This is a genomic window from Algibacter lectus, from assembly GCF_900112395.1.
Taxonomy (GTDB): Bacteria; Bacteroidota; Bacteroidia; order Flavobacteriales; family Flavobacteriaceae; genus Algibacter; species Algibacter lectus.
Map to the genome: position 1 here is coordinate 99,483 of NZ_FOLN01000014.1, position 23,301 is coordinate 122,783.

23 protein-coding genes are annotated in these 23,301 nt (G+C 32.9%); 16 read left to right on the plus strand and 7 right to left on the minus strand.

Annotated features, from left to right (window positions below; translation table 11 throughout):
* Positions 1-89: 89 nt before the first annotated feature.
* On the minus strand, positions 90-1,157 hold the full coding sequence (locus BM246_RS18550; protein WP_074940200.1) for a branched-chain amino acid aminotransferase: 1,068 nt from the start codon (positions 1,155-1,157) through the stop codon (positions 90-92).
* A 92-nt stretch (positions 1,158-1,249) separates the two neighbouring features.
* Between BM246_RS18550 and BM246_RS18555 the strand changes: the two genes are divergently transcribed.
* The 3 genes from BM246_RS18555 (at position 1,250) to BM246_RS18565 (ending at position 3,514) form a co-directional block, all read left to right on the plus strand.
* Positions 1,250-1,753, plus strand: a complete 504-nt coding sequence (locus BM246_RS18555; protein WP_074940205.1) for a DUF4920 domain-containing protein — start codon at positions 1,250-1,252, stop codon at positions 1,751-1,753.
* 2 nt (positions 1,754-1,755) lie between these two features.
* The gene (gene mnmD / locus BM246_RS18560; protein WP_074940209.1) at positions 1,756-2,436 is read left to right on the plus strand and encodes a tRNA (5-methylaminomethyl-2-thiouridine)(34)-methyltransferase MnmC2; all 681 of its coding nucleotides are present in this window, start codon (positions 1,756-1,758) and stop codon (positions 2,434-2,436) included.
* A 169-nt stretch (positions 2,437-2,605) separates the two neighbouring features.
* Entirely contained in the window at positions 2,606-3,514 is a 909-nt protein-coding gene (locus BM246_RS18565) for a TIGR01777 family oxidoreductase (protein WP_042500060.1), read from the plus strand.
* A gap of 55 nt (positions 3,515-3,569) precedes the next feature.
* On the opposite strand, the gene BM246_RS18570 is transcribed toward BM246_RS18565, so the two are convergent.
* Positions 3,570-4,403: a DUF6503 family protein gene (locus BM246_RS18570; RefSeq protein ID WP_074940214.1), complete on the minus strand. Its 834-nt coding sequence runs from the start codon at positions 4,401-4,403 to the stop codon at positions 3,570-3,572.
* Between the two features lie 131 nt (positions 4,404-4,534).
* Entirely contained in the window at positions 4,535-5,194 is a 660-nt protein-coding gene (locus BM246_RS18575; protein ID WP_042500064.1) for a YceI family protein, read from the minus strand.
* A 158-nt stretch (positions 5,195-5,352) separates the two neighbouring features.
* On the opposite strand from BM246_RS18575, the gene BM246_RS18580 reads away from it, so the two are divergent.
* The 7 genes from BM246_RS18580 to BM246_RS18610 all read left to right on the plus strand — a co-directional run bounded on the left by BM246_RS18580 (position 5,353) and on the right by BM246_RS18610 (position 12,717).
* Positions 5,353-5,901, plus strand: a complete 549-nt coding sequence (locus BM246_RS18580) for a nucleotide exchange factor GrpE (protein WP_042506362.1) — start codon at positions 5,353-5,355, stop codon at positions 5,899-5,901.
* A gap of 54 nt (positions 5,902-5,955) precedes the next feature.
* Positions 5,956-7,092 (plus strand): molecular chaperone DnaJ, encoded by a 1,137-nt coding sequence (dnaJ, locus tag BM246_RS18585; protein WP_042500070.1) that lies wholly within the window; start codon positions 5,956-5,958, stop codon positions 7,090-7,092.
* A 407-nt stretch (positions 7,093-7,499) separates the two neighbouring features.
* Complete coding sequence (locus BM246_RS18590; RefSeq protein WP_042506724.1) at positions 7,500-8,426, plus strand: ABC transporter ATP-binding protein; 927 nt, start codon at positions 7,500-7,502, stop codon at positions 8,424-8,426.
* A 5-nt stretch (positions 8,427-8,431) separates the two neighbouring features.
* On the plus strand, positions 8,432-9,745 hold the full coding sequence (locus tag BM246_RS18595; protein ID WP_074940218.1) for an ABC transporter permease: 1,314 nt from the start codon (positions 8,432-8,434) through the stop codon (positions 9,743-9,745).
* 1 nt (position 9,746) lies between these two features.
* Entirely contained in the window at positions 9,747-10,649 is a 903-nt protein-coding gene (locus BM246_RS18600) for a mechanosensitive ion channel family protein (protein ID WP_042506728.1), read from the plus strand.
* Positions 10,650-10,708: 59 nt separating this feature from the next.
* Complete coding sequence (locus tag BM246_RS18605) at positions 10,709-11,551, plus strand: DUF6268 family outer membrane beta-barrel protein (protein WP_083415857.1); 843 nt, start codon at positions 10,709-10,711, stop codon at positions 11,549-11,551.
* A gap of 2 nt (positions 11,552-11,553) precedes the next feature.
* Complete coding sequence (locus BM246_RS18610) at positions 11,554-12,717, plus strand: sigma-54-dependent transcriptional regulator (RefSeq protein ID WP_074940225.1); 1,164 nt, start codon at positions 11,554-11,556, stop codon at positions 12,715-12,717.
* An 87-nt stretch (positions 12,718-12,804) separates the two neighbouring features.
* Here the strand turns inward: BM246_RS18610 and BM246_RS18615 are convergent, their stop codons facing one another.
* Positions 12,805-14,049, minus strand: coding sequence for a DEAD/DEAH box helicase (locus BM246_RS18615; RefSeq protein WP_042501562.1), 1,245 nt, complete (start codon positions 14,047-14,049; stop codon positions 12,805-12,807).
* Positions 14,050-14,091: 42 nt separating this feature from the next.
* Positions 14,092-14,727, minus strand: coding sequence for an MOSC domain-containing protein (locus BM246_RS18620; RefSeq protein WP_074940228.1), 636 nt, complete (start codon positions 14,725-14,727; stop codon positions 14,092-14,094).
* 174 nt (positions 14,728-14,901) lie between these two features.
* On the opposite strand from BM246_RS18620, the gene BM246_RS18625 reads away from it, so the two are divergent.
* From BM246_RS18625 to BM246_RS18645, 5 genes are all read left to right on the plus strand, one after another.
* Positions 14,902-15,909, plus strand: a complete 1,008-nt coding sequence (locus BM246_RS18625; protein WP_042501566.1) for a sugar kinase — start codon at positions 14,902-14,904, stop codon at positions 15,907-15,909.
* A 213-nt stretch (positions 15,910-16,122) separates the two neighbouring features.
* The gene (locus tag BM246_RS18630; protein WP_074940231.1) at positions 16,123-16,854 is read left to right on the plus strand and encodes an energy transducer TonB; all 732 of its coding nucleotides are present in this window, start codon (positions 16,123-16,125) and stop codon (positions 16,852-16,854) included.
* A gap of 264 nt (positions 16,855-17,118) precedes the next feature.
* The gene (locus BM246_RS18635; protein WP_074940235.1) at positions 17,119-18,447 is read left to right on the plus strand and encodes a 2TM domain-containing protein; all 1,329 of its coding nucleotides are present in this window, start codon (positions 17,119-17,121) and stop codon (positions 18,445-18,447) included.
* A 42-nt stretch (positions 18,448-18,489) separates the two neighbouring features.
* Entirely contained in the window at positions 18,490-18,816 is a 327-nt protein-coding gene (locus tag BM246_RS18640; protein WP_042506737.1) for a 2TM domain-containing protein, read from the plus strand.
* Positions 18,817-19,089: 273 nt separating this feature from the next.
* Complete coding sequence (locus tag BM246_RS18645) at positions 19,090-19,845, plus strand: LytR/AlgR family response regulator transcription factor (RefSeq protein WP_042501572.1); 756 nt, start codon at positions 19,090-19,092, stop codon at positions 19,843-19,845.
* Positions 19,846-19,875: 30 nt separating this feature from the next.
* Here BM246_RS18645 and BM246_RS18650 read toward each other — a convergent pair whose 3' ends face one another.
* On the minus strand, positions 19,876-21,198 hold the full coding sequence (locus BM246_RS18650; RefSeq protein WP_074940240.1) for a Kelch repeat-containing protein: 1,323 nt from the start codon (positions 21,196-21,198) through the stop codon (positions 19,876-19,878).
* Between the two features lie 221 nt (positions 21,199-21,419).
* Entirely contained in the window at positions 21,420-21,641 is a 222-nt protein-coding gene (locus BM246_RS18655; RefSeq protein WP_042501579.1) for a YgaP family membrane protein, read from the minus strand.
* A gap of 318 nt (positions 21,642-21,959) precedes the next feature.
* Between BM246_RS18655 and BM246_RS18660 the strand changes: the two genes are divergently transcribed.
* Entirely contained in the window at positions 21,960-23,252 is a 1,293-nt protein-coding gene (locus BM246_RS18660) for a hypothetical protein (RefSeq protein WP_074940245.1), read from the plus strand.
* Positions 23,253-23,301: the final 49 nt, after the last annotated feature.

A 23,301-nucleotide genomic window follows, 5' to 3' on the forward strand; every position in this document is an offset into this window, starting at 1 on the left:
ATTAAATTTATTTCATAAAAAAAGAGAGAAATCTAATTTAGATTTCTCTCTTTTTTTTATCTATCATTTTTGATAGGAGGTAAGTAAAATTATTTTACTTCGTATCTCCATGCAAAAGGATCTTCTGTTTTATTCGTTTGAATATCAGTAATACGCTTTTTTAAATAGCTAGCGTATGTGTCTTCCAATTCTGGTAAATCAAAATCTTCATCTTTAAACCCAAATCCAGAAATAGGTGAAATTACCGCAGCAGTTCCTGCTCCAAACATTTCTTTTAGCGATCCGTTCTTAGCCGCTTCAACAACTTCTTTTACTGTAATTTTTCTAACTTCAACAGGTATGTTTTCAGCTTCAGCTAATTGAATAATACTCTTACGAGTAATACCATCTAAAATTCTATCACTCGTTGGGCCTGTAATTAATGTATCGTTTATACGTACAAAAATATTCATAGCGCCAGCTTCTTCAATATATTCGTGGGTGTTATCGTCAGTCCAAATTACTTGTTGGTAACCTTTCTCTATCGCTAATTGTGTTGGGTAAAATTGCCCAGCATAATTACCTCCAGCTTTTGCGAAACCTACACCACCATTAGCAGAACGTGAGTATTTTTCTTCAATTAAAACCTTTACTTTTCCTGAGAAATAAGCTCCCGATGGTGCTGTACAAATTATAAATTTATAAGCATCGGCAGGTGAGGCGTGAAAACCATTTCCTGAAGCAAAAATAAAAGGACGTATATATAAAGAACTTCCTTCATTTTTAGGAATCCAATCGCTATCAACTTCTAAAAGCGTTTTTAAACCTTCCATGAAATAATTTTCAGGTAATTCAGGAATTGCTAAACGTTTTGCAGAAATATTTAATCGATTAAAATTATCTAAAGGACGGAATAACCAGACTTTCTCATCGGCATCTTTATATGCTTTCATTCCCTCGAAAATCGATTGACCGTAATGGAAAATCTTAGCCGATGGGTCTAAAGTAATCGGTTCGTAAGGCGTAACCTTAGGGGCTTGCCACTTACCGTTTTCATAGTTGCACACTAACATGTGGTCTGAAAAAACACTTCCAAACTTTAAATTATCAAAATCTACATCATTAATTTTTGTCGATTTTGCTTTTATAATCTCGATGTTGTTGATTATAGCACTCATATTGTTCTTATTTAGACTGTAAATTTAAGTAAATTCGTTTTTAAAATTTGGGTATATTTACAGAAATTGTATAAAATCTAAACATTCATCAAATGAAATCTCTTTTTCTCACTTTTATTTGCGTTTTTTTTATGATATCATGTAAAAAGAAAGCAGATGTGCAACAGGCGGAACCTACTAAAACAGAAACGGTTAGTTATGCTTCTTTCGGAAATAAAATTATAGCCGATGATGCTATTCCGGCAATCTCTATGGCTTCGCATTATAAATCTATGAATGTGGGCGACAGTATTCCTTCAAAAATAAAAGCAAAAGTTAATAGCGTTTGTCAGGCAAAAGGCTGTTGGATGCGTTTAGATTTGGAAGATGGTAACGAGGTCATGGTGAAATTTAAAGATTATGGTTTTTTTATGCCAAAGGATATCACCGGTCAAGAAGTTATTATTAATGGTAATGCTTTTGTTTCTGAAGTTTCAGTTGATGAGCAACGTCATTATGCCGCAGATGCAGGAAAAACTAAAGGAGAAATAGAGCAAATTATTGCACCTAAAAGAACATTTTCTTTTGAGGCCGATGGTGTACTCTTAAAACAATAAATTTGAAAAGAGAAGTTGTAATTACCGCCGATGGTTCTTCAACCATACATTTACCAGATTGGGACGAGCAATATCATTCTAAACATGGTGCCATACAAGAAGCTTACCATGTGTTTATAAAACATGGTTTGCAATATTTTTATTCTGAAAACATAAAATCGGAAGATGAAGAAGTGGCCATTCTTGAAATTGGTTTTGGTACAGGCTTAAATGCTTTTGTCACTTTTTTGGAAGCCGATAAATTAAAGTTGAAAATAGATTATGTTGGAGTAGAAGCGTACCCCGTTTCCACGGAAGAAATACGTTTATTAAACTACGCTAAGGAGCTTAAAGCTGAAAATAATGAATCTGTTTTTAAAGCACTCCATGACGTTGCTTGGAACGAAAAACATGCTTTAACGCCTAGCTTCTCAATTGAAAAACAAAAGAAGTTTTTTGCAGAAATTGAAGACGAGCAAGCTTTTAATATCATCTACTTTGATGCTTTTGGTGCGCGCGTTCAGCCGGAATTATGGACAGAGTCTGTTTTTAAAACCATGTATAAAGCTTTAAAAACCAGTGGCGTTTTGGTAACCTACGCAGCAAAAGGTAGTGTGCGTCGTGCTATGCAAACCGTTGGGTTTACTGTGGAGCGTTTAGAGGGGCCTCCTGGAAAGCGCGAAATGTTACGAGGTACTAAATAGTAAAGATACTTACTAGTTCACTCATTATAATATATCAATAGGTTTAGAGCGTTATTCTTCATTTTATTAAAAATGAAGAGAGATTAAGCGCATAATTAATATTGTGTTAAACCTTCCCTAAAAGAGTAGCAAATAAAGTGGCTATTTTGTAACTTTAAATAAAAAGTAGATGCGAGTTTTAATAACAGGAGCTACGGGATTAATTGGACAAGAAATTGTTAGTCGCTGTCATGCTCAAAATATTCAGGTTAACTATTTAACTACAAGTAAATCTAAACTTGAAAACACCGAAAACTATCAAGGTTTTTATTGGCAACCCAAAACTAAAGAGATAGATTTAGATTGTTTTAAAAATGTAGATGCTATTATTAACTTGGCAGGTGCTACTATTTCAAAACGTTGGACGACTTCATATAAAAAAACAATATTATCGAGTCGAGAAGATACAGCTCATTTACTTTTTGAGAGTCTTAAAAAAATAGAGCATCAGGTAACGCAAATGGTATCGGCTAGCGCAATTGGTTTGTATCCCGATTCTTTAACAAACTATTACACCGAAGATTTTAAAATAAGTAGTTGCGATTCTTTTTTAAGTGAAGTTGTAAATGTTTGGGAGGCTGCTGTAGATCGTTTTTCAGAATTAAATATAGAAGTCGCTAAAATTAGAATTGGTTTAGTTTTAGCTGAAGATGGCGGTGCATTAACCGAAATGGTAAAACCTGTAAAATTAGGTTTAGGGTCTGCTTTTGGTAGTGGTAAACAATGGCAATCTTGGATTCATATAGAAGATTTGTCCCAGATTTTTATGCTCGCATTACAAGAAAAACTAAGTGGTGTTTATAACGCCGTTGCTCCAAACCCAACAACTAATTACGAGTTAACTAAAACGATAGCCACAACTTTAGACCGTCCCTTTTTTATGCCTAATGTACCAAAGTTTGTCATGAAATTGGTGCTTGGCGAAATGCATCTTTTGTTGTTTGAAAGTCAGCGTGTAAGTTCTAAAAAAATAGAAGATGCTGGCTACGATTTTAAATTTCATCATTTACAACCGGCTTTAGATAATTTACTAGGTTAAGCGGTTCTGCAAAAAAAAAGTGACTCCTAAATTAAGAGCCACTTTTCAGAATATTTTATTTTTTAAAATCAGCTTTCGTTAAACCGTTATTAAATTTTATATCGGTCCAGTTTACAAGTATCCAAGGTTCTTCGGTTACTTCTGCGTCCCAATTAGATTTTTTGTATTTACGTTTTGTAGGTATTAGTAAATCTTCAACTTGTTCATATTCCATTATCATTAACATAGGTTCGGTTCTACCGAAATCCATAACGGTAAATAAAAACTGATCGACCAATTTAGTTTCTTTATTAATATACAATTGATAAATATCTGATGGTTTGCTGGTGTTAAAAGAAACCTTAATAACATCATAGGTGGTATTGTTAATAGTTTGTTCCTTTAGGTATTCATATTGTAAACCCGGATCAAGCAATTTTTGCATCATGGCAAACCAATAAAAATTTGTAGGTCTGTTAAAAGCAACTTTCTTTAATGCTGCCGCATCGTTTAATGGTGCTCCGTTAAGTTTTATCCAAAATTCATTACCATCGTAACCTTGTTCAATTAAACCTTCTAAATCAGGAAGTGTGCGCTCGTGTTTTTGATAAGCTCCGTAAGATAGTTCACCGTTAAAAATATACTTTTCCGTAATAATATCGGTTTTACCATCTGGTATACGGTAGGTGTAAGTATAGACTACATCTTTTTTGCTGGCGAGTTTACTGTAATCACCAACTTTTTGTGTCATTTGGTACACTAACTCGTGAGCCTGATTTTGAAATTTTTGCTTTTGTTCTACAACCTTATCAATAGGTGTTTCTGCTTTGTTTTCTTTCGCTTCATTTTTACAAGATGTTAAAGCAAAAATAGTAAAAGCGCTAAGGATTAAATTAGTTTTTATTTTCATAGTTTTTTTACAAAGTTAAGTTTTAAGATGTGTTTTACAATGGCTAACCTTTAGTGTTTACGTGCTTTTATAAAATAAAAAAAACCACCAAGTTTTCACGTGGTGGCTTTTCGGTAAAAGGTATATTATAATTAAGACTTCGCAGCTTTAACTGTGATTTTTAATTCAATATCATCATTGATAAATTTATCACCTAAATTATCAAAAATAGATTTAGATCCGTATTGTACGTTCCATTTTGTTCTATCAATAGAAAAAGCTTCACTAATAATAGTAATAGCGCCACCTTCGTTAGCGATAGTCACAGGGAAAGTTACATTGTTTTTTACCTCTTTAAGTGTTAAATTACCAGAAAGCATAGTTTTACCTTCTGCATCAGTAACCTCTGTAATAGTAAAAACAGCACTTGGGTATTTCTCTACATCAAAAAAGTCAGCATTTGTTAAGTGACCTACTAATTTAGCATTTCCTTTATCATCAGCAGGAATATCTAAAACAGTTATCGATGCCATATCAATAATAAAAGATCCACCAACAACTTTTCCATTAGCAACATTAAGCGCTCCACTTTCTAAACCAATAGTTCCGTTATGTGAACCTGTTGGCTTAAAACCTGTCCATGCAATAGTAGAACTAGCTTTGTCTACAGTGTAAATTTCGGTATTAACAGCTTCAGTTACAGCAGGAGTTTCAGCTTCTGTAGTTGTTGCTTCTTTTGCTTTGTCTTTACAGCTAAATACAGAAAGGCTTAAAGCCGTAATGAATAAAATATTTACAAATTTTGTTTTCATTGTTATAGTTTTTTTAAGGTTTATCGTGTAAAATTACACAAAAGTGAATGCAATATAAAGGAATTTAGTACAAAATAAATTAATGACATTATGGCATTTTAATAATATTGGCAGTACTTTTGCCAACTAATTTTAAGAATTGCAAAATTGAAATTACAATGAGTGATAAAGATAACAAAGATATAGAGAACGAGCAAGTTGAAGCAAACCAAGCAGAAAACGTTGCAGTAGAAGAGCAAGAGGTTGAAGAACTGACGGTTGAAGAAAAATTACAAGCTGAAGTAAAGCAAGAAAAAGACAAGTTTTTAAGACTTTTCGCAGAGTTTGAAAACTACAAAAAACGTACCTCTAGAGAGCGTATTGAATTGTTTTCTACGGCTAGTGAAGATGTAATGAAAACATTACTGCCAATTTTGGACGATTTTGAACGTGCTTTAAGTCATATTGAAGATGATAAAGAAGCTGAAGAATTACGTAAAGGTGTACTTTTAATTTACCAAAAATTGGTAAACACACTAGAACAAAAAGGTTTAAAAGCAGTTGTGGTAGAACAAGGTGAAGTTTTTAACGCCGATAATCACGAAGCGATTACTCAAATTCCTGCGCCAACAGATGATATGAAAGGAAAAATTATTGATGTAATTGAAAAAGGCTATAAACTTGGTGAAAAAGTAATTCGTTTCCCGAAAGTAGTTATCGGACAATAAGAAGGTATTATTAATTAAAACAAATGCTTCCTTTTCGGAAGGGTTTACACAGCAATGGCAAAGAGAGATTATTACGAAATATTAGGCATTAGCAAAGGAGCAACGGCAGCCGAAATTAAAAAAGCTTACCGAAAAAAGGCAATTGAGTTTCATCCAGATAAAAATCCAGATGATAAAAGTGCCGAAGGTAAATTTAAAGAAGCAGCCGAAGCATATGAAATTTTAAGCGACGAGAATAAAAAAGCACGTTACGATCAGTTTGGTCATCAAGCCTTTGAAAACGGCGGCGGTGGCGGCGGTTTTGGCGGCGGCGGCATGAATATGGACGACATATTCAGTCAGTTCGGAGACATCTTCGGTGGCGGCGGTGGCGGCTTCGGAGGTGGCGGGTTTTCTGGTTTTGGTGGTGGCGGAGGCCAACGCCGTGTTAAAGGAAGCAACCTACGTATTCGCGTAAAATTAACCTTAGAAGAAATTGCTAACGGTGTAGAAAAGAAAATAAAAGTAAAACGTAAAGTACAAGCCGATGGTACTACGTATAAAACTTGTTCTACTTGTAATGGTAGCGGGCAAGTAACACGTATCGCTAACACTATTTTAGGTCGTATGCAAACCTCTGCACCATGTAATGTTTGTGGTGGAGCGGGACAAACTATTGATAAAAAGCCAGCTGATGCTGATGCACAAGGTTTAAAAGTATCTGAAGAAACAGTTACTATTAAAATCCCTGCAGGAGTAGTAGATGGTATGCAACTTAAAGTATCTGGAAAAGGTAACGAAGCACCAGGTAATGGCGTTTCGGGAGATTTACTAGTTGCTATTGAAGAAGCAGAACACGATACATTACAACGTGAAGGCGATAATTTACATTACGATATGTACATTAGCTTGCCAGATGCAGTATTGGGTACATCTAAAGAAATAGATACCGTAACAGGTAAAGTACGTATTAAAGTAGAAGCAGGAGTTCAATCTGGTAAAATTTTACGCTTACGCGGAAAGGGAATCCCGAGTATCAATGGGTACGGAACCGGAGATTTATTAGTACACGTAAATGTTTGGACACCAAAAACGTTAAACAAGCAACAAAAAGAATTTTTTGAAGCTATGAGAGACGATGATCATTTCTCTCCAAAACCAGAGAAATCTGATAAATCTTTTTTTGAAAAAGTAAAGGATATGTTCTCATAACCAAAAATATAGGTCAAAATAAAAAATCCGCTTTTTAGCGGATTTTTTTTGTTTACGCTCGAATAAACTTAATGGATATGTTAATAATTGTTAAAAAAAAGTTATATTTGATGTATCACTAATTTATTTTAGTGATAATTTTTCTTTTTCATAGCAATTTTTTTCCCATCCTTAATTTTTTAAGGGTGGGTTTTGTTTTTAGAGCATTATAGGGTACGTAAAAACGCTATCAGTTTGTTTAAAACAATAGAATTAGAAGCAAATAATGTATAGGGTTTACAACTATTAAAACATCTTAATTTTGAGCGAAAAGATTAAAACTAATTTTTTAAGAAAGCATCCGTTCAACTTAAGCTAGCAACTAAACATTTAATATCTTTACGGCAAACAAGTCAACTAAAAAATTAATGAGTAATTTATTAGAAGTTAACGAAGTTTCTAAAAATTTCGGCAACTTTACCGCACTAAACAAAGTGTCTCTGTCAGTGCCTAAAGGCAGCATTTTTGGACTTTTAGGACCTAATGGAGCAGGGAAAACAACCTTAATTCGAGTTATTAATCAAATAACAATGCCCGATTCGGGATCTGTTATTTTAGATGGCGAAGCCTTGCGCGAAAATCATATTAGAGATATTGGTTATTTGCCAGAAGAGCGTGGTTTGTATAAAACCATGAAAGTGGGCGAGCAGGCTCTTTATTTAGCTCAATTAAAAGGCTTAAGTAAAACTGAAGCTAAAGCACGTTTAAAATATTGGTTCGATCGTTTGGATATTGGCGATTGGTGGAATAAAAAAATCCAGGAGCTTTCTAAAGGAATGGCGCAAAAAATTCAGTTTGTTGTAACGGTTTTACACGAACCTAAACTATTAATTTTTGATGAGCCATTTTCAGGATTCGATCCTATAAATGCTGATATTATTAAAGATGAAATTTTACATTTAAGAGATCAAGGTGCTACCATTATTTTTTCTACACATAGAATGGAATCTGTAGAGGAATTATGTGATGATATTGCATTAATTCATAAATCGAATAAAATATTAGAAGGGAAATTGGTTGATGTAAAACGTCAATTTAAATCAAATACTTTTGAAGTTGGAATTCGATCAAATAATCAACCGGAATTAAAACAAGAATTAGCTCAAAAATTCGATGTGTCCGATGCTTATTTTAAAACTTTAGAAAACGAATTAAAATTAAATATTAAACTTCAAGACTCTCAAAAATCTAACGATTTATTGGGCTTCTTGGCAAGTAAAGGCGAAGTTTCTCATTTTGTAGAATTAATACCAAGCGTTAACGATATTTTTATTCAAACAGTAAAGAATAATTAATTTTTATGAACCATTTACCACTTATTATAAAACGAGAATATCTAAATAAAGTTAGAAATAAATCGTTTATAATTATGACGTTTTTAAGTCCCATTATTTTTATGGCGCTTATTGGTGTTGTTGCATACTTAACACAATTAAACAACGATAAAATTCGTTTAATATCTGTATTGGACGAATCTGGATTAGTAAAAGATACTTTTAAAGATTCAGAGCATACCACATATCATGTTTTGGAAGATATGTCTTTAGACGATGCTAAAGATTTATCTAAAGAAACGGAAGCTTACGGTTTATTGCATGTAGATAAAATACAAGATTTAAAAAACTTATCTAAGCATATCACATTTTATTCTGAAGAATCTCCATCGATAAATACTATTTCAGATTTAGAAAATCAGATAGAAGCTAAGTTAACTAATATGAAACTTCTGCAAAATGGAGTAGATGTAGATATGATTAATGCTTCTAAAATTAGCGTTGAAATAGCACAAGAAAGTTTTGATGGACAGAAAACATCAAAAATAGACAGTGTTATCAAAATTGCTTTTGGTGGCGCTTTAGGATATTTGCTTTTTATGTTCATCATTATTTATGGAAACATGATTATGCGAAGTGTGATAGAAGAAAAAACAAGCCGAATTATAGAGGTTATTATTTCTTCTGTAAAGCCTGTACAACTTATGTTGGGTAAAATTTTTGGAACTTCTCTAGCAGGAATAACACAGTTTTTAATTTGGACTATTTTAGGTTTTATTTTAATGTTTGTGCTTTCGGCGGTGTTTGGGATAGATTTGGCACAAGTGCAAACGCCGCAGCAACAAATGGTGCAACAAGCCATGGAAAACCCTGAGCTTAACATGCGAATTCAAGATGTTTTAACAGCATTTTACAATTTGCCTTTATTGAATTTAGTGTTGGCGTTTATACTGTTTTTTATTGGTGGTTATTTGCTTTACAGTTCGTTTTACGCGGCTATTGGTGCAGCTGTAGATAACGAAACAGATACGCAACAATTTATGATGCCTATTATAATGCCTCTAGTTTTAGCCGTTTATATTGGTATATTTACAGTGGTAGAAGATCCACACGGAACCGTATCGACAGTTTTTTCGTTTATACCTTTAACGTCGCCTGTGGTTATGCTTATGCGTATTCCGTTTGGGGTTCCAATTTGGCAGCAAGTATTGTCGTTTTCTATTTTAGTAGGCACATTTATGCTTACGGTTTGGTTTGCTGCAAAAATATACCGCGTTGGTATTTTAATGTATGGCAAAAAACCAACATACAAAGAGTTAATTAAATGGATTAAATATTAAAATGCAAGACAAGGTTATAGATCAAATAGAAGACACTATCGAGAATAGTTCCATTTGGGAACAGTTCATGGGGTTTTTAAATTATAATGTTTATACCTATACCATTAAAGATGGGAGTGGCATAGAAACAGGCGTACTAAAAGTAAAGTCTGTTTTGCTGGTGCTTATCATTTTAATATTAACTACCTATTTTTTACGCTTTGCACGAAATATAATGACGCGTAAAATGTCGGATGATGATAAAAGTAAATTCTTTACAGTTTTTTCATTTGCTCGTTGGTTAATATATTTAGTTGTATTGCTTATTGCCATGGATTCTATTGGTATTAATGTTACGGCTATATTTGCCGCTTCAGCAGCCTTATTGATAGGTGTTGGTTTGGCGCTTCAAACCTTATTCCAAGATATTATTTCTGGAATTTTTATATTAATTGATCAATCGGTACATGTTGGAGATATTATTGAAATAGAAGGTAAAGTTGGGCGCGTAGAAGAAATAAAACTCCGCACAACGCGAGCTGTAACTATAGATAATAGAGTGTTAATAATACCTAACCATTTATATTTAGCGAATAGTTTGTATAACTGGACGCAAAACGGATCGTCTACCAGAGAAGCTGTTGAGGTTGGTGTAGCATATGGCAGTGATGTGCAACTTGTAAAAAAAATATTGTTAGAAGCAGCAGCAAATCATGAGTCGGTAATGCAACATCCAGAGCCCTATGTGTTTTTTACAAATTTTGGAGATAGTGCTTTAGAGTTTAAATTAGTATTCACTATAAACGATAGTTTTCAAGGAGCAATTCCTAAAAGTGAAATTCGTTTTGAAATAGATCGTTTATTTAGAGAGAATAAAATTTCAATCCCTTTTCCTCAAAGAGATATTCATATTATTAAACAATAGATACTGACTAAATTGTGATAGAAAAACTGGAATTTAAAAAGGTGTTAATGTTATTGTTTATGACCAGTTTTTATATGGCGCATGCACAATTAACAGATTTGGCACGCTTAGAATACTCATTTATTCCAAAGAGTAATTCCGAAGATCAATATACACGATTAAGGGCCTTATTAAATTATCCTATAGAACTTAAAAACGATTCTTATTTTATTGTTGGTGGCGAGTATAACCGAATTCTATTAAACTTAGAAGATGAGTATGATTTTGAAACTTCGGGTTTAAATAAAATCCACATTATAGATTTAAACTTGGCTTATACGTTTAAGTGGAATGAAAAATGGCGTTTTGGAGTTAAATTTAATCCAAGAATAGCATCAACACTTACGCATAAATTAAATTCAGATGATTTTTTTATGAATGGTGGCGTGTTTTTTATTAATAAAAGAACTGCAGGTGAAGAGATAAAAAAAGACAGTCGATTAATTTTAGGTTTAACTTATAATGCTACAACCGGTTTGCCTTTTCCGTTACCGTTTGTTAGTTATTATAGAAAAATTGATGATAATTGGAGTTATACAGCCGGAATTCCTAAATCGAATTTAAAGTATCATTTTAATCCTAAAAATAATTTACAAGTATTTACAGGTCTCGATGGTTACTTGGCGCATTTACAAAAACCTTTAGTAATTAATGAAAAAGAGGCTGAGCATATATCATTATCTGTTGCCGTTAGCGGATTGGGGTATGAATATTGCTTTACAAAACATCTAGCTGCATATTTGTACACTGGTTATACTGTGAGATTAAATAATGTAATTAGAAGTAAAAATAGAGATGAAATTTTTAAATTAGACGATATTAATGCGTTCTATTTAAGAAGTGGACTAAAATTTAAAATATAAAGATGCCAAAAATACTAGTAATAGAAGATGAAGCAGCCATTAGACGTGTGCTTATAAAAATCCTTTCGGAAGAAAATGATACCTATCAAGTTGAAGAAGCGGAAGATGGATTAATTGGTATTGAAAAGATAAAAAACGAAGATTACGATTTAGTGCTTTGTGATATTAAAATGCCTAAAATGGATGGTGTTGAAGTCTTAGAAGCTACTAAAAAAATAAAACCAGAGATCCCTATGGTTATGATTTCTGGTCATGGAGACTTGGATACGGCTGTAAACACCATGCGCTTAGGGGCTTTTGATTATATTTCTAAACCGCCAGATTTAAATCGTTTATTAAACACGGTTCGTAATGCTTTAGACAGAAAAGAGTTGTTTGTAGAAAACAAAATTCTGAAGAAAAAAGTAAGTAAGAAATACGAAATGATAGGTGAGAGCGACGAAATCTCTCAAATAAAAGATATTATAGATAAGGTAGCTCCAACCGATGCGCGTGTGTTGATTACAGGGCCAAATGGGACAGGAAAAGAACTTGTTGCTCATTGGTTACACGAAAAGAGTGATCGAGCAAAAGGAAATTTAATTGAAGTGAATTGTGCTGCCATACCTAGCGAATTAATAGAAAGTGAATTATTCGGACACGTAAAAGGTGCTTTTACAAGTGCGAATAAAGATCGTGCAGGTAAATTTGAAGCGGCTAATGGTGGAACCATTTTCTTAGATGAAATTGGAGATATGAGTCTTTCGGCGCAAGCCAAAGTATTACGTGCTTTACAAGAAAGCAGAATTCAACGTGTAGGAAGTGATAAGGATATTAAAGTTAATGTACGTGTAGTTGCAGCAACTAATAAAAACCTTAAGAAAGAGATTGAAGATGGACGTTTTAGAGAAGATTTGTACCATAGGTTAGCGGTAATTTTAATTAAAGTACCAGCCTTAAATGAAAGACGTGGAGATATTCCGTTATTGATAAAACATTTTTCATCAAAAATATCTGGTGAACAAGGTACAAACGAAAAGAAGTTTACCGAAAAAGCGGTTAAATTATTACAAGAGTACGACTGGACGGGTAATATTCGTGAACTGCGTAATGTAGTCGAGCGCCTTATTATTCTTGGTGGTGCTGAGGTTAGCGAGCAGGATGTTAAGCTATTTGCGAGTAAATAAAAGCGTGAAATGTATAAAACAAAAAAAGAGCCTATTAAGGCTCTTTTTTTTTGTTTTATACTGAATTTTTAATATTTGTGTACGCTATTAGTACCAACGTTTTTTCTTCTTTTTAGAAGCTTCACTTTTTCTACCTTTTTTATGCTTGCTGCCTCCTGTTTTTTGAGACTTATGCACTATTGGCTTTGCTTTTGGATCTAAAGGGTAAGGGTGATCGTCTATAACATCAAGTTGCATTTGTATAAGTTGTTGTATAGCGAGTACATAACTTTTTTCATCGGCAGAACATAAAGAATATGCCATACCTGCTTTTCCTGCTCTAGCTGTTCTACCAATACGGTGTACGTAAGTTTCAGGTATATTTGGTAAATCGAAATTTACAACAGCATCTAAATCGCTAATATCAATACCACGGGCAGCAACATCTGTAGCAATTAAAATATTTACTTCGCCTTTCTTAAAACGTAATAAGGCATCTTGTCGAGCAGTTTGACTTTTATCACCATGAAGACTTTCTACTTTATAACCATTTTTAGATAAGGTTTGTTCAAGTTTTTCTACACCAAATTTAGTACGTCTAAAAATGATGATGTTTCCTTTAATAGTATTGCGTAGTAGGTGTAAACCTAATTCTATTTTATTTTGTTTTGGTACAAAATAGAGTAGTTGGTTTACGTTTTTTGAAGTAGAAGAGTTTTGTGCAACTTCTACACGTTCTGGCTCGTTTAATATCGTGTTTGCCAATTGCTCTACCTTATAAGGGATAGTTGCAGAAAACAATAAAATTTGTTTTTCGCTGGTGCAAAGGCGGGCTACTTTTTTAACATCGTCAATAAAGCCCATGTCTAGCATTAAATCGGCTTCATCTAAAACAAGTGTTTCTACATAATCTAAATTTAAAGCATCTTGTTTATGTAAATCTAATAAACGTCCAGGTGTAGCAATTAGAATGTCTATACCTTTTTTTAACACGTCCTTTTGAGGTTCGATAGGTGCACCGCCAAAAATAACAGAGGTTGTTAAGTTTGTATATGTGCTATAGGTTTTAAAGTTATTCTCTATTTGAATAGCCAACTCGCGAGTAGGACTAATAATTAAAGCCTTAATTTTTTTACCTTTTTTAGGAGCTTCTTGGTTATTAAATAAGCGCTGTAAAATAGGAAGCGCAAACGCAGCCGTTTTTCCTGTTCCTGTTTGTGCAGAAACAATAACGTCTTTTCCTTCTAAAACCAAAGGGATGGTTTTTTCTTGTACCAAGGTTGGATTGTCGTAACCTGCTTCGGCAACGGCTCTTAAAATTGGGCGATTTAATTGTAAGTCTTTAAATGACATGTATTAATAATTTGCTACAAAGATACTATAAACCGCTTCAGCTTATTTTAAATATGCAGCTAATTTGTTTCTTTTTTTCTCCGGAAGGGCATCATTTTCTATAGCGCGTTTCAGTAAATCTTGGTCTTTTTCTTTAGCGTATAGCAATTGATACATTTGGGCTATGGTTAAGGAGTTTTTAGCTTCTTCTTGTAAAACCATATGGTCTCCTACTTTTACAAAACCTTCTTTTAGTATTCTAATATAAGAGCCTGGGAACCCATAATCTATAAATGCCTTAAGTATATTTTGGTCATTAAATTTTACACCCAATTTAAAACAAGGTTCACGAGGTTGAGTTATTTGTACTAAAGCGTCTCCTATTTTATATATATTGCCTACATAAATTTCCGATTCATCGAAATTAGAAACGGTTAAGTTTTCTCCAAACATGCCCCAATTCCATTCTAAATCGGGATAGCGTTTTTTCCAATAATCATAATGTTTTTCAGAAAAAAGGTAACAAGCTTTAAATAGGCCACCATGATATTTTCTATCGGTTACTTCATCATTATCCACATCGGTTTTGCCAAGAAAAATAGGCGAGGCTGTTGGTGTTTTATAAATACCAGTAACGACTTCCTTTTTGTTCCAAATTATTGTTGTTGGTTTGGCAAGGTTGTTGGCAATAATTTTCATAATTAATAAAACGAATTTATGTTTTGTTAGTAGATGCGTTACGAATTTACTCTAATTTTAATAAGCTTACAAATTAGGTGCGATTTATGTAATTAAGACAAAATAATCATGGGTTTGCTGAGTATTACCAAAATCAAATGTTAAATTTGTTCGAATAACTTTACATGTATATTTATGAGTCAAGTAATCACCTTTGGAGAAGTTTTAATGCGTATTTCACCTCGTGGACACAAAAAATTTATTCAATCTAACATGGTTGAATTTTATTTTGGAGGCACCGAATTAAATGTTGGAATTTCAATTGCTAATTTTGGAGGTAATGTGAGACATATTAGTGCGGTATCTGACGATTTTATTGGAGAAACGGCATTATCTTATATTAATAAATTTGGTGTAGATACCTCGTCTATAAGTTTATCTAAACGTCCGTTAGGTGTTTATTTCTTTGAAGTAGGGGCTGTAATGCGCCCAAGTAATATTTCGTATAATCGTTCGCACTCTTCGTTTTCAGAGATTTTACCTTCTATGGTGAATTGGGAACGTGCTTTAGACGATGGGAAATGGTTTCATTGGACGGGAATTACACCTGCATTAACCCAAGGTAGTTTTGATACTTTAAAACAAGGGTTAATTTTAGCAAAAGAAAAAGGACTTACTATTTCTGCCGACCCTACATATAGAAGCGGATTATGGAAATATGATAAGGATCCAAAAGAAGCTTTAACAGAATTACTTCATTATTCTACCATTTTTATAGGTGGTATAAATGAAATAAATGAAGTTTTAGGTACTGAATACAATTACTCTAACGAGGCTTTTATTGAAGCAAGTAAGCAATTGATAAAAGAATTTCCTTCCATAGAAAAAGTTTTTGATAAAATTAGAACTTCTGTAAACGCATCTTGGCATAAAATACGTGCTAGAATGTGGAATGGTGTTGAATTTAGAGAAACTGAAGATTTAGATATTACACACGTTGTAGATAGAATAGGTACAGGAGATGCTTTTGCAGCTGGACTTATTTATGGTTTACAAAAACTGGACGATGATTATAAAGCCATAGAGTTTGCAAGTGCAGCCTGTGCTTTAAAACATACATATGAAGGTGATGTAAATTTAGCAACAGTAAAAGAGGTGATGGGGATTTTAGGAGGAAACACATCAGGACGTTTAACTAGATAATGTTGGGTTTTATTCTGAATGAAATAAAATAAGAATACTTATTTATAATATAAAATGCTAATTGGCTGCTCTTTGGAGTGGCCTTTTTTTGTTTATATGGCTTACTAAATTATTTGATTTCTTAATTATTTGAAGGGTATTGAGAGAATATGATAATTATCATAGTTGATTTTTGCTAATTACAATAATTTTATAGTATCAAAATAAGTAGTCATGGAAGTTAAAAAGAACCCACAATTAGAAATTGGTCGTAATAGCAGTTTATATTTCGCTATCGGACTTAATTTGATGTTATTCTTGTCTTGGCAAGCCTTAGAATTTAAGACTTACGATGCACAAGATGAAATTGCAATGGATGTTTTAGACATGGAAGTAATCTATGAGGACGATATTCCTATTGTAAAAGCAGCTACACCTCCACCTCCGGCAGCTGCTCCGGTTGTAATTACGCAAACGATTGAGGTAGTAGAAGATATGGTTGATATTGAAGAAACTGTTTTCGAAAGTACAGAAACAGGACAAGATGATGCTATTTCAGAACACATTGTAGCAGTAGGTGATGTTGTTGTTGAGAAAATAGAAGAAGAAGCAGAAGTTGCTTTTGCCGTAATTGAAGATGTACCTGTTTTTCCTGGATGTGAAGGTTTAGATAAACAAAAAACAAAAGATTGTTTCCAGAAAAAAATGCAAGAGCATGTGGTTAAAAACTTTACTTACCCACAAGCAGCATTAGATATGGGGATTCAAGGTCGTGTATCAGTTATCTTTATTATAGATTCTAAAGGTGTTACCACTAATATTCGTTCTAGAGGTCCAGATAGAATTTTAGAAACCGAGGCCGAACGTATTATTGGTAAGTTACCAAAAATGGAACCAGGCAAGCAACGTGGCAAACCCGTAAAAGTAGCCTATGCCGTGCCAATATTCTTTAAATACGAGGGCTAATAATAAAAGCCATCAAGTTATAGTCAAGCAGTCTAAAATATTTTTTAGGCTGCTTTTTTTTTGTAAATTACAATTCAGCATAAAAAAAATACAGTTCGGTAATTCAATTTTAAAAAACACGTAGTTCTGTTCGATATTTGTACTATCAATAACCAAAACAAGAACAATTATGGAACAATGTATTATTAAAATTAGAGGCAGCGATTCAAAAAAAATAACAAAAATTAAAGTAAATTAAGTATACCAATCTATTAAAAACAAAACATGGCAAAATCAGTAAAATATATTATAGTCACTTTTATCTTAGGGTGTTTAGTGTTTTTAATAGGAGGCTATTTATATAATGAGTTTGAGTTTAAAACTTTTAACGATTTATTAATCAGTTTTGTTTTTTATCAGCTTTATGCCTTTGTTTTAGGGTATTCAAATATGTTTTATTTCGATTATCTAGAGAACAGAACCTGGAAACAAGGTATGTATTTAAAACGTATAGCTATTGGTATAGCCGGTTCTACAGTAATAACTCTTATTGGTCTCTTTATTATGCGAGCCGTAACCAATGTCTTTTACTTTGGGAACACCTTTAGTGTCTTTTTAGCTAACCAAAGATGGCAAAATTATCAGTTTGGTTTATGGATTACCTTAACTATCGTTATTGGGTTTCATGTGGTGTTTTTTTACAACCGCTATCAACAAAACCGAATAAAAGAACAAAAGGTAATAGCAGGTACCGCAAGCGCAAAGTTCGATGCTTTAAAAAACCAGTTAGACCCACATTTTTTATTCAATAGTTTAAATGTATTAAGTAGTTTAATAGAAGAAAACCCGGTAAATGCTCAAAAATTCACGACTTCTTTATCTAAAGTATATCGTTATGTTTTAGAACAAAAAAGTAAAGAATTGGTAACCGTTAACGAGGAACTTAAATTTGCAAAAACCTACATGTTACTGCTTAAAATGCGTTTCGAAGACAGTATAGTTTTTACAATGCCCGAAATGGCTAAAAACCCAGAAAGCAAAGTCGTGCCGCTATCTCTGCAACTATTATTAGAAAATGCGGTAAAGCACAATATGGTAACAAGTAGCAAACCATTGCATATTAAAATTTACGAAAGCAACGGCAACCTAGTGGTAGAAAATAATTTACAACCCAAACAAATAGTAAAAAAGAGTACAGGTGTAGGTTTAAATAATATAAAACAACGCTACAAACTCTTAACCAGTAAAACAATACACATTAATCAACAAGCGAGCACCTTTGCGGTAAGCATACCGATGCTCACAAAAAAAACAACAATCATGCAAACACAAAATACACAAATTAACGATCAATATTTACGCGCACGCAATCATGTAGACGAATTAAAAAGTTTTTATTACAGCCTTTTATCATACTGTTTAGTAATTCCTTTTCTAATTTTCGTGAACTATAAAACTTTCTGGAATGTACAATGGTTCTGGTTTCCAATGCTTGGCTGGGGTCTAGGTTTATGCATCCATGCTTATCGAGTATTCGTAAAGAATGGCCTTTTTGGTAGCAACTGGGAAAAACGCAAAATCGAAGAATTTATGCGTAACGAACAAAATAAGTAGAACAATATTGAATCAAATTTTTTTAATTTTAAACAAAACATCATGGAAAGAATAAACAACAATATCGATAATAATTTTGAAAACGAAGATGCTTACTTACGTGCAGAAAAACGAGTAAAAGAACTCAAAGGTTTTTATTCTCATGCCTCATTTTACGTGATAATAAATCTTTTTTTAATAGGTATGGTAGCCTTCAATTCTGGTAGAGATTTATGGAGTTTTGGAACCTTTAGTACTGCTTTTTTCTGGGGTATCGGTTTGTCTTTTCACGCTTTGGGCGTATTTGGTAAACATGCCTTATTCAGTAAAAGTTGGGAAGAACGTAAAGTTCGAGAATACATGCAAAAAGATGAAACCAAATGGGAGTAGTATAAACAAAGTTCAGATTGTTTAAATAATTTGGACGTTACCCAAGGGTCGGGCTTTCCGCTATATCTTTTTTGGCGTTTGGTTTCCATGAACAATTGTTAACTTAAAAAGAAACCTTATTTTTAAAGTAAGCATTGGTTTTAAAACACCAAAAAAGGATGCCGCATCAATCCCTAACGCTGGCCAATCAGCTAAGTAAAGTGTCAATTAAAATGATGTTATGTGTGTGTAGAAATCATACATTATCATTAATTAGAAAATAAAAAGCAACCTATGAAAGTCATTATTATAGAAGACGAAAAACCATCGGCACGCCGACTTCAACGTCAACTAAAAGTATTAAATATTGAAGCCGAAACTATGCTTCATTCCGTAGAAGAATCAATTGAGTGGTTTCAAAATAATCCACATCCTGATTTAATATTTTTAGACATTCAATTAAGCGACGGACTTTCATTCGAAATCTTTGAAACAGTAGAAATTAAAAGCGCTGTAATTTTTACTACAGCTTATGATGAGTATGCTCTACAAGCCTTTAAATTAAATAGCATTGATTATTTATTAAAACCCATTGACGACGACGATTTAGAGGTTGCCGTAAAAAAGTATCAAGAACGTGCTCCGCAAAAACAAGGCGTTACCTTAGATTTTGACGACATTAAAAAATTGCTTGTTAACCCAATAGATCGCGTTTATAAAAAGCGCTTCTCTATAAAAGTAGGGCAGCATCTAAAACTTATTAATATAGATGATATTGAATGTTTTTATAGCGAAAACAAAGGCACTTATGCGCATACTACAGAAGGCAGAAATTACCTATTAGATAGCACGCTAGATCAATTAGAAGACGAGCTAGAACCACAAACCTTCTTCCGAATAAATCGAAAATTCTTTGTAAACATTAATGCCATAAAAGATATGGTGAGTTACACCAATTCGAGGTTGCAAATTAAGTTACAGTCTTATAACGAGCAAGATGTTATTGTGGCACGCGAACGCGTAAAAGATTTTAAAAACTGGTTGGAGTAGAGGTTATCTCGAAAATAAGATAAGCTCAAGTTATTCCGTTATTAAAGCAATTGTTTTAACAATATCACCATTGTAAACTATCTCTAAAGTTGCTTTTTTATTAGATAGTTTTTCAAGATGTTTTACTTCAATGTTAAATGTTGAGTTGGCATCTACTAAAAAGTGCTCAGTTTTAGATTCTATTTTGTAATTGTCTTTTCCTGTACCTATTATTTTAATTGCGCTAATAAAACTACCTGTATTACCCTTTTTATTTTTAACGGTAATAGATGTATTGCCGTTTGTTTGTACCTTTATTTGTTTAGGAGTAACGAGTTTCGAAGCAATTAGGGGTTTTCCTTTAGGTTTGTCCTTATTATATACCTCCATGTTAAGTTGTCTGCCGCCAGCTCGCTTTGGAGATCCGGCCGCAATATAAATACCTTCACCAGATAAAATAGCTTGAGAGCCATGTCGAGGGTAAAGCATTGGTGCTTTATTTGTCCAAATCCCAGTTTCAGGATTATAGGCTTCTACAATTTTAAAAGCAGGACCTTTTTTCTCGCCTTCGCCACCCATAATATACAACTCGTTGTTAAAAGCCATGATGCCCGGCGCAGCTCTAGGTGTTGGTAAATTATTTTTTAAAGTAGACCATGTTTTTGTGTCAAAATTATAAGTGTCCACAACATCAATTAATGGAGAAAAAACACCACCTTCTCCACCAGATTTTCTGCCACCAGCAGCATAAAGTGTATTGCCGATAACTGCGGCATGAAAGTGATCTCTTTTTTGAGATGCATTTTCTAAAACCGTCCAGGTGTTTGTTTTTGGATTATAGGTGTCAAACCAATTTACGTAACCACCATTATGGCCTATAGTATTCCCGCCAATTAAGTAAAATGCATTGTTGTAAACAACCAAACCTGCACCTCCACGTCTACGATTTTCTGGAATTTCAGGACCTTTTATCCATTTATCGGTTGGTGGATGGTATAGCCAAATAGCTTCTTCAGGTGTTTCTTTAGGAAAAGCGTTGGTTTTAAATGCGCCAATAACCCAAACAAAACCTTGATATAAGGTCGCCTGAAAGTGGTTAAACTCTTTTGGTGCTTTAGTGGCTGCCTTTTTCCAGATGTTATTTTTAAAATTGTATAATTCTAAAGTTTGGGCAGATTCTCTTCCTCCAAAAAGTATAAAGTTATCACCGGCTTGTACAAAAGAGCATTCGTGTCGTGCAGTATAGTTTTCATCTTCATCTTTATCAATCCATTGATCTGTAATTTTTTTTGAAGTTTGTCCGTTTATTAAAATAGGAGCCAAACAAAAGACAAAACGGAGTAGAAGGTTTCTAGAGAAATCAATTTTCTTCATAATTTAAAAATAAAACACATTGCTGATTTTTCAAATTTAAGAATAACTAATACTGCTAGGAAATATTATGTACGTATTTTTTGATATAAGAAAGAGAGTGTCCTGTTTTAAGTTAAGCTAGTGTAGAATAACCAGAAAACTTAAAGGATGTATTTAAACTTAAAATGTAATTTAAAAAAAAATAAAATGAGGGTAGATAAATTTACAAGATTTTGTAATACTTAAATATAATCGTCTTTGTTATTGGTGTTAAAGTTTACGCTTTTGTAAAAAGGGCAAAAAGCAGTTATACTGGCAAAGGCGAACATAAATGAAATCGCAATAAGTACTATACCAATAAGACCTCTAATTTCACCTAAAAAAAATAAAGATAACAGGAGTATGGCTACAATAAACCTTACGAGTCTATCGAAATTACTCATGTTTTTTTTGAGTTTAATCATAATTATAAAAGTTAGTTCGGTATTTAGGGGAAACAAACTTAACTATTTATTAAGGATAATGAAGCTTTAACTTACGTTTTTGTGATGTTTTTTCTCTTTTTTGTTTGTTTAACGGATTTATTTAGAGGTAAGTACGTTATTTAATTAAGAATGGGTTTAGAAAACAATTACCACAATAGATTCAATCTGCAAGAAATATTTATATTTTTACTTCACAACATAATAAGGTGTCAGTAATGTTTACTTGGGTTTTCTATTGAAATTTATTTTTATGAAAACCTTTGTAAGAAATAGAACCAATAATTTATTACATTTCAAATGATGAATCTTTTCAATAAACTTTTTAAAAATCAATTAGGGAACGATAATGTTTTTCCAAAAGAAGGTGATGATGGCATTGTAACTCTTGAAAATGATAAACTTATTTGTGAAGGGAACCATGGTATATATAGTTGTGTGGTGAATTTAAATGATCTGCAATATGCTTACATTGTTATAGGGCAGAACAATTTGGTGAGTCTTTTTCTTTTTGATTATCATCAAAATTATATTCCCGTAAATTATAAAGGATTTAAAAACGTTTATGAAACATTATCGAGTAGGTTTAAGTTTAACGATCCCGTATTTTTTGAAAGTATCAATAAAAAGGAAAAATTTAAAAAAGTAATATGGAGGAAGCAACAGAGTCCTACATACCAGATTCTAGCAACAGGCTATAATGATTATGCAGATGGGTTTGAAATTCAATCTCCCAGAAAGCAATTTATAAACTGGAACACCACGTATAGTGAACTTGAGAAAAGTGAACATGTCTTTTTTCAAAAATCACCTTATAATCAGAGTATACTGAAATTTAAATATCCAATTCGTATCGGTAATATTTTACTTAATGATTTTGGTTCTTATTTTGATAATAAGCGAAAGGATGTTGCTGTTTTAAACTTCTATACTCACTGTTTTGATAACCAGGGAACGGATAGAAGTTATAATGATTTAAAGGAAATCTTAAAAAGAGATCTAAACTTGGATAATAAAAATTATGGTTATGAAAGAGACGATCAAAAAAACATCCACTTCGGTTTTAAAGGAATTAATTTGTCTATTTGCTATACTTACGATAGTGATTGGCAATTTAATGGTGGTTATACTTCTTTATCTATTGAAAATAGGAGGGGATATCCCGAATTGTTAATGGATATCGATTATGAAAAGCATTTAATAATTTCTGAAGCGTTAGTGTTTGATAAAAAAGTAAGAACTCCTACCGATTATAAACGTCATGTGAGGATAAAGCGTAGACCAAAGAAAATTAGTGAAGTGTTTAATGAAAGTGCTGTAATTTGGGTAGATAGAGAAAATGAAAAGATAGGTTTTTCTTCTAATGAATTTGCTCAAGTATTTAGAACAAACGAAATAGAATCGTTTTGTGTGCAGAACGTGCTACCTGCAAAGGGTAGTGGAGGTGCGTATCTTGAAATTGTACTTAATAACGGAAAGCATAATTATGCAATTTTTAATCAAGCATGTTCATTTTTTGATGCTTATGCCGAACAAATTGAAAAGCTAACAGGGAAGAAGTTGGTCTTCGCTGAAGCGTATCACGATTGCTAGTTTTTATTCTAATTGAAATTTTTGTTCCGAAGTTTTTCAAAGTAAAAGC

What these genes read in the sequence shown, in the direction of transcription:
- BM246_RS18580 (WP_042506362.1), top strand. Translation starts at nt 5,353, where the DNA reads ATGAGTGATAAAGATAACAAAGATATAGAGAACGAGCAAGTTGAAGCA.
- BM246_RS18610 (WP_074940225.1), top strand. Translation starts at nt 11,554, where the DNA reads ATGCCAAAAATACTAGTAATAGAAGATGAAGCAGCCATTAGACGTGTG.
- BM246_RS18655 (WP_042501579.1), bottom strand. Translation starts at nt 21,641, where the DNA reads ATGATTAAACTCAAAAAAAACATGAGTAATTTCGATAGACTCGTAAGG.
- dnaJ (WP_042500070.1), top strand. Translation starts at nt 5,956, where the DNA reads ATGGCAAAGAGAGATTATTACGAAATATTAGGCATTAGCAAAGGAGCA.
- BM246_RS18595 (WP_074940218.1), top strand. Translation starts at nt 8,432, where the DNA reads ATGAACCATTTACCACTTATTATAAAACGAGAATATCTAAATAAAGTT.
- BM246_RS18565 (WP_042500060.1), top strand. Translation starts at nt 2,606, where the DNA reads ATGCGAGTTTTAATAACAGGAGCTACGGGATTAATTGGACAAGAAATT.
- BM246_RS18635 (WP_074940235.1), top strand. Translation starts at nt 17,119, where the DNA reads ATGGCAAAATCAGTAAAATATATTATAGTCACTTTTATCTTAGGGTGT.
- BM246_RS18640 (WP_042506737.1), top strand. Translation starts at nt 18,490, where the DNA reads ATGGAAAGAATAAACAACAATATCGATAATAATTTTGAAAACGAAGAT.
- BM246_RS18555 (WP_074940205.1), top strand. Translation starts at nt 1,250, where the DNA reads ATGAAATCTCTTTTTCTCACTTTTATTTGCGTTTTTTTTATGATATCA.
- BM246_RS18650 (WP_074940240.1), bottom strand. Translation starts at nt 21,198, where the DNA reads ATGAAGAAAATTGATTTCTCTAGAAACCTTCTACTCCGTTTTGTCTTT.
- BM246_RS18625 (WP_042501566.1), top strand. Translation starts at nt 14,902, where the DNA reads ATGAGTCAAGTAATCACCTTTGGAGAAGTTTTAATGCGTATTTCACCT.
- BM246_RS18590 (WP_042506724.1), top strand. Translation starts at nt 7,500, where the DNA reads ATGAGTAATTTATTAGAAGTTAACGAAGTTTCTAAAAATTTCGGCAAC.
- BM246_RS18570 (WP_074940214.1), bottom strand. Translation starts at nt 4,403, where the DNA reads ATGAAAATAAAAACTAATTTAATCCTTAGCGCTTTTACTATTTTTGCT.
- BM246_RS18605 (WP_083415857.1), top strand. Translation starts at nt 10,709, where the DNA reads ATGACCAGTTTTTATATGGCGCATGCACAATTAACAGATTTGGCACGC.
- BM246_RS18600 (WP_042506728.1), top strand. Translation starts at nt 9,747, where the DNA reads ATGCAAGACAAGGTTATAGATCAAATAGAAGACACTATCGAGAATAGT.
- BM246_RS18660 (WP_074940245.1), top strand. Translation starts at nt 21,960, where the DNA reads ATGATGAATCTTTTCAATAAACTTTTTAAAAATCAATTAGGGAACGAT.
- BM246_RS18620 (WP_074940228.1), bottom strand. Translation starts at nt 14,727, where the DNA reads ATGAAAATTATTGCCAACAACCTTGCCAAACCAACAACAATAATTTGG.
- BM246_RS18550 (WP_074940200.1), bottom strand. Translation starts at nt 1,157, where the DNA reads ATGAGTGCTATAATCAACAACATCGAGATTATAAAAGCAAAATCGACA.
- BM246_RS18575 (WP_042500064.1), bottom strand. Translation starts at nt 5,194, where the DNA reads ATGAAAACAAAATTTGTAAATATTTTATTCATTACGGCTTTAAGCCTT.
- BM246_RS18615 (WP_042501562.1), bottom strand. Translation starts at nt 14,049, where the DNA reads ATGTCATTTAAAGACTTACAATTAAATCGCCCAATTTTAAGAGCCGTT.
- BM246_RS18630 (WP_074940231.1), top strand. Translation starts at nt 16,123, where the DNA reads ATGGAAGTTAAAAAGAACCCACAATTAGAAATTGGTCGTAATAGCAGT.
- BM246_RS18645 (WP_042501572.1), top strand. Translation starts at nt 19,090, where the DNA reads ATGAAAGTCATTATTATAGAAGACGAAAAACCATCGGCACGCCGACTT.